Raw genomic sequence first — 13530 nt, 5'->3', positions numbered from 1 at the left:
GATGTATAGAAGTTACCGAGCGTCTGTTAAAAGTGGTTGATCGTTCTGAATAAATGTTAATCCATAGATGTTTCTTAGTAGATGTCGTCTTAGATTAGTTAGTGTGCTCATTGTGCAATAGCTCCTCAGGAGCACTGTAGCTATTTTAATATTCGTACAAATAGCTACAGTATAGTAACTAAGCGTTACTGAGATTGGCGATCAGCGATCAAATACATAACTACTTGAGCACCCAAGTAATAAATGAAGCTTGCTTTACTTGCAAAGTCATTGGCAAAGCTAGTCCCCATTGCCATAGTCGCCAATGCAACCATACCTATAGAAATAGCTGCTTTTAAAAATAACCCATTGTTGTGACCAAGAAACTCTTTCTTTACCAAGCTAAGCACAACAAAAGCGAGCACTAGCAACTCTAGAGCTCCAATCATGATCCAACCAAAACCAGTTAATGGAGCGAATGGAGAAGAAGCTAGCATCTCGGTTAACCATTCAGGTGCTCCAGAAAACTTCTCAAATGCAGTCCAAAATAGAGCAATTTGAGCTATATAAAGGCTTGCATAGGTCGCAATCATAGTTAGAGAAGATATAGAGAGTGTTGCTTGTGATGGTATTGATTGGGTATTACTCATGTGATGCCTTATTTAGTTTTAATCTATGTGCATCATAGAGCGGATATAAAAAGGATTTTTGCTCGATGCACAACTTTAGATCTCAAAACGAGAGAACAGTTATGTGTCGAGCCTTAGTTAAATCTAATCTTGAAGGTGCGGCATAAGCGCACCTAGACACGGTTTAATGATACAAATTAGATACATGGCTTTATTGATCGAGATTAAAAAAGGCATTACCCCAGTTACTTGTTGTTACATTTTTTTGGGCGATATCACATTCCGAGTAATCAGATAGAAAAGAGGTGCTAGGGCTGTTATTTCCAAAATAATCAGAACTAGATGAAAGCGCAGCCTTACAACCCGAATGAAAGTTGCTTCCAAACACACTCATAGTGACAAAAGTGCTCATATAGGGGGTAGGATCTAGGCTAATTCTGTAACGGCTTTATTATTTTGATAGACCACAAGAACTATTTTTGAAGTCGCTGTATTGAGGTTTTTCACCTAGATAAACACATAAACTTTAATGTCCTAGGTAAATTTGCGTGTATAACGCTGTGACCTTACTTATCTAGATAAAGACATCTAGAACTGATAAAAAGGCATCTCAAGCGACTGATTTAAATCATAATTAACGATAGGCAATGTAATCAAAACTGTATTGATTCACTCTGAAATAATGAACGGTATATTCAAATACCGCTCCGCTTTCCAATTCACCAACAGAGTCCACTCGAATAACAGGGATTGATACGTCAATATTTAATTCATCAGCCCCCTTTTTGTCTAAAACCTCTGGCCGAATTGATTGACGAGAAAGCTTAATCTTTAATCCTTTAGTCTTCTCTATATAGTCATACTTTGATGCACGCATCGCTTTGATACTCAAATCAGGAAATAAGACCACTGGCAAAAATGTATGTTCCAACACCTCCGGTTCACCATCAATCAGGCGTAAACGTCTGATCGAGTAAACCTCTTCACCTACGGCAATATTCAGTTTATCCGCTACTAATTCGCTACATTCAATAAGCTCAAAGGTAATTATTTTGGAGCTTGGTATTTGGCCCTGCGCTGAAACTTCTTCTACAAAGCCGCTGAGTTGCAACGCATTGTGATGGGCTTTGGGTGGTTTAACATAAGTGCCGCTCCCTCGTTTACGAGACAGTAAATCCTTATCCACTAGTAATTGCATTGCTTTACGAATCGTTACTCTACTTACATCAAACTCTAATTGAAGCTGACCTTCAGTAGGCAAAATTGAACCAGAGGGTAACTCCCCACTGTTTATTCTCTCTATCAACGTATCTGCTATCTGCAAGTATCTCGGTTTGTTCATCTTATCTCCTCGCTCCCAAGCATATTAAAAGCAAAATGTGATCAATGATACTTTTAAAATACATTTCAAGGTATTTATTGTGATCGTACTTAAAATACCCGTCATAAGTATCTCAAATGTATTGCTAGAAAGAATACTTTTAAGATACATTTGGGCCATCGAAACAGACATTAAGACATTACTATGAAAAAGCAAAATCTAACCGTTGTTGGCGCAGGAAGTACCTATACCCTAGGTATGATGAACAGCCTAATTGCAGAGAAAGAGACCTTCCCACTTAAGCGTGTAGTCTTTTATGACATTGATGCAGAACGTCAAGAGTCAAATGCAAAAGCGACAGAAATCCTATTCAAAGAGCACTACCCTGAGGTTGAAGAATTTATCTACACCACAGATAAAGCCGTTGCATTTTCTGATTCGGATTTCTTCTTTATTCAGATTCGTACTGGCGGTTTAGAAGCTCGTGAGCGTGATGAGCAAATCCCGTTGAGTCATGGCTGTGTAGGTCAAGAGACCTGTGGCGCTGGAGGAATGGCTTATGGTCTTCGATCAATTGGCGACATGATTGAGCTAGTAAACGACATTCGTTCATACTCTACAGAAGCGTGGATTCTTAACTACACCAACCCAGCGGCTATTGTTGCTGAAGCCTTAAACCGTGAGTTTCCGGACGACAAACGAATCCTAAACATCTGTGATATGCCCGCCGCTATTATGGTCAGCTACGCTAACCTATTAGGCTGTGAATTTTGGGACCTAGTACCTGAGTATTTTGGTCTGAATCATTACGGATGGTTCACGAAAATAAAGAACAAACAAGGTCAAGATCTAACCAGCGAGATTAAAAATATTATCCTAAACCAAGGAATTAGCGCGATTGATCCAGAGATAGCGGATGATCCATCATGGCAAGCTACCTTCAAAAACATGAAGACCATGCTTGAAGATAACCCTGAGTTTTTACCAAACACCTACCTTCAGTATTACCTATACCCTGAAAAAATGGTGTCTAAAGAAGATCTTACTAATACTCGTGGACGCCAGGTCATTAATGGTCGTGAAAAGCGTGTCTTTGAATTGAATCAGAGAATTATTGAAGCTGGTACAACATCAAATGAAACATTGCATGCTGACATCCATGGTCGCTACATGGTTCGTGTTGCTGCATCACTTGCTTACAACATGGGTGACACCTATTTAGTAATTGTTCCAAACAACGGCACTATTTCTAACTTACAAGACGACGCTATGGTAGAAGTCCCATGTGCTCTTACCAATGACGGTCCTAAAGCTTTTTCTGTTGGCGCAATTCCTACCTTTCAAAAAGGAATGATTGAAAGTCAGCTTGGTTACGAAAAGCTAGTAGTCGATGCATGGTATGAAGGAAATAAACAAAAATTGGTCAATGCATTAACGTTAAATCGCACTGTGATTAATGTTCCAAAAGCGAAAGCCATCGTCGATGAGCTGCTCGTAGAAAATAGTAAATATCTACCACAATTCTTCCAATAATTATAAATATCAATTAACTGGCTTAACGGCCAGTTAACGTGAACTTTGAGGTCCCTATGAAAGATATAATACAAAGATTTGGTGCAGCTATGTTTGTGCCTGTTCTACTCTTCCCTGCTGCAGGTATGCTACTCGGCTTAACTGTGATGCTGCTAAACCAAGACCTATTCCCTTGGGCAGTTCCAGGCTCTACCTGGCACAGTGTTTCAACAATCTTGCTTCAAGCGTCACTTGCTGTTTTCAAAAACATGTCCCTGATTTTTGCTGTTGGCTTGCCAATAGCGTTAGCAAAATCTGCATCAGGACGAGCAGTACTGGCAACGTTAGTTTCTTACATCACATTTAATTATGTGATCGGCGGTATATTGCAATTTTGGGGTGCTGATCTCGGTGTGAACTATATTGCTGGGGAACGTGGTCTAACAGAGGTCGGCGGTATTTTAACCTTCGATACGAATCTTTTGGGCGCTATCGTCATTGCTGGTGTATCTGTTTGGATTCACAATAATTATTTTGATCGCAAGTTGCCTGATTGGGCGTCTGTATTCAATGGAACGCCTCTGGTTGTGATCATTAGCTTCCCGATTATGGTTGCACTGGCCATTGTCACTTGCTTTATTTGGCCAACAATTCAAGACGGTATCAATGGCCTTCAAACATTCTTAGTTAATGCTGGCGCATTTGGTGTTTGGGCATTTACTTTGCTAGAACGTCTGCTCATTCCAACGGGTTTGCACCACTTTGTTTATGGACCCGTTTTCTATGGCCCTGTAGCTGTTGACGGCGGAACGGTAGCCTACTGGATTCAACACATTCAACAATTTGCTGAAAGCAGCGCACCTTTAACTGAACAATTCCCTCAAGGCGGTCTAATGCTGACTGGTATGGGTAAGGTATTTGGATGTACTGGTATTGCTCTCGCACTCTACTCAACCGCGAAACCTGAAAAGAAAAAAATGGTTCTAGGTTTAGTACTAGGCGCGGCTATTACAGCAATCCTAACCGGTATCACAGAACCCATTGAATTTACCTTCCTATTTATCGCTCCTGGTTTATTTGTGCTTCATGCTTTGCTGTCAGCGACTATGGCAACCCTTGCCTTCATGTTAGGCGTGTCAGGAAACTTCCAAACGGGTCTTATTGATTTTGTATTCCAAAACTGGCTTCCACTTGGCGCAAATCACATGGGTACTTACGCCATTCAAATTATAATTGGCCTGGCTTTCACCGCTATCTACTTCTTCAGCTTTAGAGCAATCATACTGAAATACAACATCATGACTCCGGGTCGAGATGATGCAGAAGTAAAATTTGTATCAAAAGAAGAGTATCGCTCTGCACAAAAAAATGGTGCAGTGAGCAAAGACAGTCAAGCGAATGCTTTTATTGAAGGTCTTGGCGGTAGCGACAACATTGAACTATTGACTAACTGTGCCACTCGCCTACGCATAAAAGTAAAAAACCCTGAGCTAGTTGAGTCTACGGAATACTTTCAGCAACGAGGAGCCGTCAATGTCGTTCGCAATGCAGAAAGCTTCCAGATTATTGTTGGACTTACGGTACCACAAGTTCGAGAGGAGATGAGTCAACTCATCCAAGTATAACCCCCTATAATTATGCTCTTAGCACTACCTCTGCATTTGAAGAGGTCTCCGATAAAAGCTCTCGGAGACGACGGTTTTTGGCAAAGCCGCGCTTTCACGTCACCCTCGAGTGTTTCTATTGAGGGTCTAAGTAGCTCTGCATTATGCAGCAGTGCCGATCAGTTAAGAGATTTGTGAGATATTTTGACTGATCCTAAAAAGGGTAATGGCGCATTGAGTGCACCATTACCCTTTTTTAATGTTATCTAAGCAGCCCTTCCTTTACGCAAGACCGATAAAAATACCGGCGATAGTCGCACCCATTAGGTTTGACATGATACCTGCTAGCAGAGCTTTGGCACCTAGAGAGGCAATTTGCTCGCGACGTTCTGGGATCATGCCCCCAATACCACCGATAGCGATCGCAACCGTACCAATATTGGCAAAGCCGCATAGTGCGAACGATATGATTACCTGCGTCTTTTCAGTCATTGGCAGGCCAGTTGCTGCAACGATGGCGTCGCCAGACAGGTATGGGGCTAGATTGATGTATGCGAAGAACTCGTTTACCACAATCTTTTGTCCCACGAATGAGCCAGCAAGCATCGCTTCGTCCCATGGAACACCCATAAGCCATGCTATTGGCGCAAAGATGTAACCAAGGATAAGTTCAAGACTAAGGTTTTCAAAACCAAACCAACCACCAACACCACCTAGCATGCCATTTAACATGGCCACCAAACTGACAAAGGTCAGTAGCATTGCGCCAACAGCGAATGCGAGGTAAAGGCCACTTAGTGTACCTTGGGTTGCAGCATCGATGATGTTTGAGGCTTTGGTTTCTTCGCTATCTTTAAGGTCTTCATCGTTGAACGTTTCTGTCTCTGGGATAAGAAGCTTCGCAAATAGCAATCCACCTGGTGCTGCCATAAATGAAGCGGCTAGAAGGTACTCCATCTTCACCCCAAGCTGTGCATAGCTTACCAGCATGGTGCCGGCAATCGAAGCCAAGCCACCACACATTACAGCGAATAGTTCAGAGCGGGTCATTTTTGGCATATAAGGCTTGATCAGAAGAGGAGCTTCCGTCACGCCTAGAAAGATGTTTGCGCTTGCCGACATTGACTCAGCTTTACTGGTTTTAAGCAGTTTCTGCAAGAAGCCACCGACCCACTTAACCACAAACTGCATAATGCCCAAGTGATAAAGAATGGATGAAAGAGCTGCGAAGAAAACGATGACGGGGAGAATTTTGAATGCGACGACAAAGCCGCCCCCACCAAATAGCTCATACATCTTGTCACTAACAAGACCGCCAAACAGGAAGCTAATTCCCTCATTGCTATAACCAATAACGGCTGAAAAACCATTGGCTAAAGAGAGAATGACTGCCTGACCAAATGATGAATAGAGAACAAAACCACCGAGAATAAACTGGATTAAAAAAGCGTAACCAACAGTACGGAAATTGATGGCTTTGCGATTTTCTGATACTAAGTAAGCAATAAATAGCAGCGCAAAAATGCCGATAAAACTAATTAAAATGTGCATTCTGTGTTCCGAAAAAATTTTTAAAGGAAAATGTGTGTTCGATTAAGAAAGCACGTTTTTTATCAGTGCTTTAATGACGCCTAGCGTATAGTTCTGGCAATCGATAGCGGTACTAGGCTCAAAATCTTGCTCGTGTTGGTCGGTATTAGATAGCACTCGAATGCCCAAGAAAGGAACCTGATAAGCGTGTGCGACTAGGGCGGCCGCGGATGTTTCCATCTCTTCTACTGATGTACCCAATGTCTCGTGGTACCAGTTGATTCTATCCAACTCGCGGTTCCACTCATCAGCAGTACCAATAACGCCCTTAACCACCTTGCCTTGTGAGTAATGCTCCGCTTGCTCTAGTGCAAGTTTTACCAGTTCAGGGTTAGCAAAAAACTGTTCATGTTCAACGACTTTGTCATCCTCTCTAAGGTGCATTGGATACCCAAGGCGTTCCCACGTTTGAGGATGCATTCCCTTTCCTTTTTCAGTGAACTGTGACTTAAGCGCCGCCATGTTAAAGCTACTTTCACCAATAACAATATCGCCGCGATAAAGTTCTGGGTCGTGGCCTCCAGCGGTACCTTGGTTAATAATGCAGGCTGGTTTGAAGCGCTCTATTGCTAATGTCGTTGACGCGGCAGCATTCGCAAGTCCAATCTCTGTGCGAGACACAATAACAGGGTAGTTTAAGTATTCACCTTGCCAAAACGTCCATGAAGCGATAGTGGTTTTAGTTGGGTTATCCAGTGAGGCAATGAGGGTTTCGGTCTCAACATCCATGGCCCCTTGCACAAGAATAGGCTGGCCCTTTAGATGTGTTAACACTTGATTATTTTGCATAGGTAAACTGTTCAATGAAAAAGAGCGCGGAGTCTACCAGTTGCAATCGTTTGCTTCAATGCGCTTATATTGCCGCATCATAGCCTAAACTTACTCATGTTCAGTTCAAGCTGGTGGTTCTGGGCTCTTATCATCGAAAAACATTCAGGATATTCATAGACATAAATACCCAGAAAATTTAGTAGTACACACAGCAACCAAAGCATCCCTGATTTTAAGTAAAAGTAACTGGATGTAACTCAGGTTTATTCGAGGCTGACTTGGTTTTTAGTGATAATTATCAACAATCAACAGTGCGAAAAGTTAGCTAAAAGCAATCTAGAATAAGTTTCTCCATACTGCTTTTTGATTTTAAATGTGAAGTACAAAAAAGCCTCGCGAACTGTAGGGACTCCATAAAGTTGACGCTTTTGGGTTTGAACAAATTTTCTACAGCGTTCTCGATATCTCAATTAAGCGTTGTAGTATTTAGGATCTAACAGAAGCATCGACAGTTGCTTTAGTAATGATGAAAGCGATATACAGGTGTATATGTGGGGTAGTAGTGAGTGCGCTTTGTCTACTAGTTTTTCTAAAACGAAATAAATTTGAGCCAAAGCGGGTCTTATCTGTTTGTCATCTGTGGACAATGGACCAGTGAGGCAATTATGAAAAAGTTACTGATTTTGTCACTCTTCTCTGCATCGGCGTTTGCCAGTACCGAAGCATGTATTGAACTGGGTAAGGCTCAGGCGGTTAACGACCATGAGCGTGTTATCGAGCTAGCATCAGCTTTGAGTAGTGTTGATGCGGAGCAGTGTAAGATGCTGGCTGAAGAAGCCCGCCTAGACGCGACGATAGATTACTTTGAACACGGTGATTGATAAGCGCGGTTAGCTAGATCCGTTACTTCACCTCTACTGAGGTAATACATGTAAGTTAAGAAGCATTTTTTTGAAGGCCTAGTCCGCAGTTTATTACTAGGCCTTCTTTTTACCGCTCTCTGAAGCAAACTGAAAAGTGCATCACTTTTTTATTTATGCTGGGTTCGATCAATTAGCCGCTTCGATAGTGCCCTTAAAGGTGGTATCCAAGAAATTGCTGATTTCCTTCGAATGATAGATAGACATGATTTGTTCAAAAACCTCTTTGTCTTTCTCTGCGTTTCTCGAAGCAACGACCATTACTGCTAAAGGTGCATCTTTTGACTCTAGGTAGATGCCTTGTTCTTTAGGGTCTAGGCCCGAAGACATCACGTAGTTCATGGTAATTGCTGCTGCATCTACATCGTCTAATGTGCGTGGCAGTTGAGCTGCGTCCACCTCTACCAACTGAATATTTTTTGGATTAGTCTCGATGTCACCTAAGGTAGCACTGTAGCCTGCATCTTCTTTTAGTGTGATCAAGCCTGCTTCTTGAAGTAGTAGTAGTCCTCGACCGCCATTGGTTGGGTCGTTAGGAATTGCGATTCGAGCGTTCTCTGGAATGGAGTCAAGCGTGTCGTATTTGTTCGAGTAAACGCCCATACGCATTAAGATAGAGCGACCAATAGAAACCAGTCCACTACTATGGTTGTCGTTGTAGTTGTCCAAGAAAGGCTGATGCTGATAGCTGTTTAAGTCGATGCTTCCATCAGCTAAGGCTGCATTAGGGGTGATATAGTCAGAGAATTCAACCACCTCAATATGGAGACCTTGTTTTTCAGCTTCTTTCGCAACCGCTTCAACAACTTGGGCGTGTGGACCAACTGTTGCACCAATCTTAATAACGGACTCATCGTTGTCCCCACATCCTGTTAAGCCAAATGCGAGTGCTGATGCCAACAGCGATGCTGTGATTCTTTTCGTGATCTTCATAATAATTCCATTTAATGTAGAAAAGACAAAGTAGATGTCTAGACATCCATAATATCCTTTCATCTCCTTGGGTCAACAAACATTTCAGAAAACGCGCTAGGTAAATGAAGAGTTGTTCGATTTCCATACGCTCCAGATCTTATGAGATTCAACTAAGCTAGCCAAATGCTGAAGATGTGTATCGGCGCCGATAACACTCTCTTACATTTACTATGGTTAGTATGGCGAACATTGGCCCACCTTCTGCATCTCCCTGTGTGATATATACAGGAGATGAATATGTTTAAAGTGAAGTCCATTGCTATGGCAGTTTGTTTATTAGCGCCAAGCGCATACGCTCTTACTTCTAGTGATATAGATGATGAGCGAATTGTGGGGATTAAGAATGCGGTAGCGACCCAAAATGGTGCGTTTGTTGCACAGAATCAGGGCTTAAAGCCGGTGGCGAATCAAATTACTAGTGAGGTTGGTGAAATTATCAACGTTGCACTCTTGACTAATAATGAGAGTCGCATGTTATCGAACTGCTCATTGAACGCGACTGGGCTTGCGACGCGTCAAACAACCGCTTCGGTTTCAGATGAAGCTGAAGATATTATGCCAAATACTGGGGATCACTTTTGGGGTCAGTATGCTCCTACGGTAGAAAAGCAGTTAGTAGGTATTTCCAACTATTTGTCTGTTAAGACGGAAGATATGCCATTTGAACTTGCGACACCGCTAGGCAGTCAATGGAGAGCGCTGGATCAAACCAAGGTGCAGGAGTCTCTGTCTTGGCATGAAATGAACGAATACCCAAATGGGACTCGTTTTGTTGTTGCAATAGGCTTAGAAGAAGATCTTATTCGCGACAACAGCCACTATATCTATGCTGAGAAACAGCAAGACCAGATCATCTTTATTGATGGTCAAACCAACCTTGCCAAAGATATCCCACCTACGTATCTATACGATCAATTTGATTTCGCACATCTTGCGATACCTAGCGTGACCACCATGATGTTTTGGGCGTTAAAACCAGTTGATGCTTAAAGCAACGGCATAAATGGGCAGGCTCCAACATCATTATTGGAGCCTGTTTCTTTGGATACAGAGTCTAACCTCAAATTAAGGGTTTTGTTCTGCGTTAATACTTGCGTAGGTGTGCAACAGTTCGGTGAGCGTTTTTACCCAGCCGAAGGCTTCTTGAGGCGGGTTAAGCAGAATCTTTTCTACCTGCTCACAGTGAGTTTCTAGGGTGATGGCTTCTTCTAGGTTGAATGAAATCGCATAGAAATGCCAAAGTACTAAGCGCGTCATTCGTACACTGTTTTGTTTGGCGTTCTCTGAGTCATCAAAGGCTTGCTGAACCTCACTAAGCGCAATGGCTGTCATGCGAAGAGTGGCATCTAGGCGTGCCGACATCATGCGCTCTTCACTATCAACCTCTTCATGATCAAAGGTGAAAAGCTCGCTCATTACGTCTTCAGGTACCATTTTACTGATCATTCGAGCACCGAACTCTTCAAGTTCATGGCGCGGCATGGTGACAAGGCAATCAAAGGTATAATCACGAAGCATAAGAATCGCTCTAGGTAGCTATTAAATTTACCCGCATTCTAAGCCTTATGACTAAATTTACCAGTGTTTATAGCAGGTAGGCACCTAGCATGGAGCAGATTCCATCAGCGACAAAGATTATTTCTCCGCCATGCTTCTTAGGCTCTCAGGGCTAACACCCAGTACCTTTTTACACATTTTAGATAAACCAAACCCGTCTTTATATCCCACCTGCTCGGCAATAACCGCTAGGGGCCAGTGTGTGCTGAGGAGTAAGAATTGAGCGCGTTTTATCCTGAGTTGTATCACCTTTTGTTTGGGACTTTGCTGATAGATGTTGTTGCAAAGGCGATGCAAGGTGGGCTCTGAAACATGCAACTTTTTGGCGAGAACTTGGGTCGTCCAAGGAAAGTGCAACTGCTGATCTACCTCTAGAAACAGGCGCTCAAGCTGGCCTTCAATATTAGGCGCATCAAACTGAACAATGGATTTTTGAATGTAGCGATGAATGTCTTGATTGAGTATCTTTCGGGTTTCAAAAGGGACATCCAATGTCAGCAAGTGCAGCATGTGCTTTAGATTATCGTTGTAGTGTCCCTTACCTAAAGAGAGAGGAAGTGAGTTCATTCCGGCCCAGTTTGAGGTTGGCTCAAGAATAAACCATACAAAGTCCCAGTGACTGTCCGTTTTGTAGTACACAAAGTCAACATCGTGTTTGAGCAGTACCATGCTAGACGCGGTTAGATTTATTGTCTGTCCTTCGCTTTCCACAGTTGCGTTGCCGGAAAGGGTAAACAGCAGGGTGTGATGATCAGGGTTTTTCCTAGCGCAAAGGTATTCATCACACACATTGGTCACTCCCGCCATCCTTATCTGCTGGCTGGCGAAAAGCGGTGCATTGTCTTGAGAAATAAACAGCTCTTTCGAGTTTTTACCCAATTTGAATTTATTTGACATCATCGACGTAATTGTCCGCTTGATAGTTTTTGACATGCTCAAGAGAGATTGTGCCATAGAACGAAGTGTTGAATACATTAAAGTGTCAAACAAGCCGTGTATACGGTCATAACGGAAAATAATAAAAATAGGGCACAATTAATGTCGAACTCTTTAGATAGAACAGCCAAGCTCAGCTTACGTGAAAAGTTAGGTTATGCCATAGGTGACTCTGGCTTCAACTTCTACTGGATCATCATAGGATCCTACTTATCTTACTTCTACACTGATATTTTCGGTTTGTCGGCAGCGGCAGCAGGAACCATGTTTTTGGTGACCCGAATTGTCGATTCCATCTCTGATCCATTGATGGGAGCCATCGCTGACCGAACCCATTCTCGTTGGGGCAAATTCAGACCCTATCTTATGCTTGGTGCTATACCGATGGCGGGTGCCGCGGTACTGACCATGAGCACACCTGATCTGGGAGAGGGTGGAAAGCTTCTTTGGGCCTATGGCACCTACTCATTGATGATGCTGTGTTACACCATACTAAGTACTCCTTACTCTTCGCTAGCGGGTGTAATAACAGCCGATACAGAAGAAAGAAACTCCCTGTTTGGACTGCGCTTTTTCTTTGCCTACGCAACCGGCATTTTGGTAGGCGCGTTTACACCAGAATTAGCAGCTTATTTTGGTAATGGCGATGATGCTAGAGGCTGGCAGTTAACAATGGCTCTGTATGCGAGTGTTGCCACTGTGTGCTTCTTTATCACTTTCTACACCACCAAAGAGCGCGTGGTTCCGCCTGTTGGGCAGAAAACCAATCCTATTGCGGATATCAAAGACCTGATGAACAACAAGCCTTGGCTGATTTTGTTCGCTCTTGCGATGATCATCATGATGACCATTGTATTTCGCGGTAGCTCAGCAACTTATTACTTTAAGTACTTCGTTGAGCGTCCCGAGCTAATGGGTTCATACATAGGATTACAAATGGCGGCCTATGCGGTGGGTTGTCTGGCAACGCCTTATCTCACACGCAAGATAGCGGATAAAGCCAAGCTACTAATGATATTGATGGCGATCGTAGGTTCATTGAGTGTCGCGTTTGCATTCGTTCCTAAGCCAGCCGCTATGGGGGTGGTGACGGTCGCATCAGATGACGCGATTACCTTAACAGCCTCAGAGGTATTGGGCGAATCGACTCTACAAGGCGAGCACATCGAGTGGATTGAACATCACAAAACCTTCTGGATATTCAATGAAAAGGTTGTGGTTGCACAGGGCACAGAGCAACTCGATCTCAATGAATCGCGTGGCACGGTGATTAGTATTCAAAAGACCTTAGCCAATGGTGAAATGATTGACAGCTCAGACCTACCTATAGAAATCATCACCATGTTTATTCTTAACATTCTAATAAGCCTAGCGTTAGGGCCAAAGTCTCCAATTACCTGGTCTATGTACGCAGACGCCGCTGACTTCAATGAATGGAAGACAGGTCGCCGCGCAACTGCCATGACATTCTCTGCTGCGACCTTCTCACAGAAACTAGGCGGTGCAATTGGTTCGGCTACTGTGTTGTGGGTGCTAGCCGCTGTGGGGTATTCAGCCAATGAAATTCAAGATGGTGCGTCACTATCTAGCATTGTGTATCTGCAAACCATAGTGCCGGCTTTCTTTGCCTTCGTTGCGATTGGTGCACTGCGTTACTACGACCTAACCGCAAACAAAATAGAAATCATTCAAATCGAATTAAAAGCGCGCACTGCGGTTTAGAACAATTAATAAAG

General features: G+C 43.0%; 12 protein-coding genes. 5 read left to right on the top strand and 7 right to left on the bottom strand.

The window, feature by feature from the left end; genetic code table 11:
* Window positions 1-185 precede the first annotated feature (185 nt).
* Together D5I41_RS02685 and D5I41_RS02680 are read right to left on the bottom strand one after the other, a co-directional pair.
* Complete coding sequence (locus D5I41_RS02685; protein WP_119008378.1) at window positions 186-629, bottom strand: hypothetical protein; 444 nt, start codon at window positions 627-629, stop codon at window positions 186-188.
* A 613-nt stretch (window positions 630-1242) separates the two neighbouring features.
* Window positions 1243-1950 (bottom strand): GntR family transcriptional regulator, encoded by a 708-nt coding sequence (locus tag D5I41_RS02680; RefSeq protein ID WP_119008377.1) that lies wholly within the window; start codon window positions 1948-1950, stop codon window positions 1243-1245.
* Window positions 1951-2133: 183 nt separating this feature from the next.
* Here D5I41_RS02680 and D5I41_RS02675 point away from each other — a divergent pair, with 183 nt between their 5' ends.
* Window positions 2134-3462: a 6-phospho-alpha-glucosidase gene (locus D5I41_RS02675; protein ID WP_119008376.1), complete on the top strand. Its 1329-nt coding sequence runs from the start codon at window positions 2134-2136 to the stop codon at window positions 3460-3462.
* A 56-nt stretch (window positions 3463-3518) separates the two neighbouring features.
* Window positions 3519-5066 (top strand): alpha-glucoside-specific PTS transporter subunit IIBC, encoded by a 1548-nt coding sequence (locus tag D5I41_RS02670; protein ID WP_119008375.1) that lies wholly within the window; start codon window positions 3519-3521, stop codon window positions 5064-5066.
* Window positions 5067-5327: 261 nt separating this feature from the next.
* On the opposite strand, the gene D5I41_RS02665 is transcribed toward D5I41_RS02670, so the two are convergent.
* Window positions 5328-6596: a NupC/NupG family nucleoside CNT transporter gene (locus D5I41_RS02665; protein ID WP_119008374.1), complete on the bottom strand. Its 1269-nt coding sequence runs from the start codon at window positions 6594-6596 to the stop codon at window positions 5328-5330.
* Between the two features lie 42 nt (window positions 6597-6638).
* Window positions 6639-7424, bottom strand: coding sequence for a 5'-methylthioadenosine/S-adenosylhomocysteine nucleosidase (mtnN, locus tag D5I41_RS02660; RefSeq protein ID WP_119008373.1), 786 nt, complete (start codon window positions 7422-7424; stop codon window positions 6639-6641).
* A gap of 647 nt (window positions 7425-8071) precedes the next feature.
* Here mtnN and D5I41_RS02655 point away from each other — a divergent pair.
* Window positions 8072-8287: a hypothetical protein gene (locus D5I41_RS02655; RefSeq protein WP_119008372.1), complete on the top strand. Its 216-nt coding sequence runs from the start codon at window positions 8072-8074 to the stop codon at window positions 8285-8287.
* Window positions 8288-8455: 168 nt separating this feature from the next.
* On the opposite strand, the gene D5I41_RS02650 is transcribed toward D5I41_RS02655, so the two are convergent.
* The gene (locus D5I41_RS02650; protein WP_119008371.1) at window positions 8456-9259 is read right to left on the bottom strand and encodes a MetQ/NlpA family ABC transporter substrate-binding protein; all 804 of its coding nucleotides are present in this window, start codon (window positions 9257-9259) and stop codon (window positions 8456-8458) included.
* Between the two features lie 279 nt (window positions 9260-9538).
* On the opposite strand from D5I41_RS02650, the gene D5I41_RS02645 reads away from it, so the two are divergent.
* Complete coding sequence (locus D5I41_RS02645; RefSeq protein WP_119008370.1) at window positions 9539-10291, top strand: hypothetical protein; 753 nt, start codon at window positions 9539-9541, stop codon at window positions 10289-10291.
* Window positions 10292-10366: 75 nt separating this feature from the next.
* Here the strand turns inward: D5I41_RS02645 and D5I41_RS02640 are convergent, their stop codons facing one another.
* Together D5I41_RS02640 and D5I41_RS21370 are read right to left on the bottom strand one after the other, a co-directional pair.
* Window positions 10367-10819 (bottom strand): exoribonuclease R, encoded by a 453-nt coding sequence (locus D5I41_RS02640; protein WP_119008369.1) that lies wholly within the window; start codon window positions 10817-10819, stop codon window positions 10367-10369.
* Window positions 10820-10936: 117 nt separating this feature from the next.
* Window positions 10937-11758 (bottom strand): helix-turn-helix transcriptional regulator, encoded by an 822-nt coding sequence (locus D5I41_RS21370; protein ID WP_162892777.1) that lies wholly within the window; start codon window positions 11756-11758, stop codon window positions 10937-10939.
* A 138-nt stretch (window positions 11759-11896) separates the two neighbouring features.
* On the opposite strand from D5I41_RS21370, the gene D5I41_RS02630 reads away from it, so the two are divergent.
* Complete coding sequence (locus D5I41_RS02630; protein WP_119008367.1) at window positions 11897-13516, top strand: MFS transporter; 1620 nt, start codon at window positions 11897-11899, stop codon at window positions 13514-13516.
* Window positions 13517-13530 lie beyond the last annotated feature (14 nt).

Origin of the sequence: Vibrio superstes (assembly GCF_003569005.1) — a bacterium.
In the GTDB taxonomy this organism is placed as follows: Bacteria; Pseudomonadota; Gammaproteobacteria; order Enterobacterales; family Vibrionaceae; genus Vibrio; species Vibrio superstes.
The sequence above is the reverse complement of the archived record's forward strand: the minus strand, read 5'-3'. Positions and strand labels throughout refer to the sequence as shown.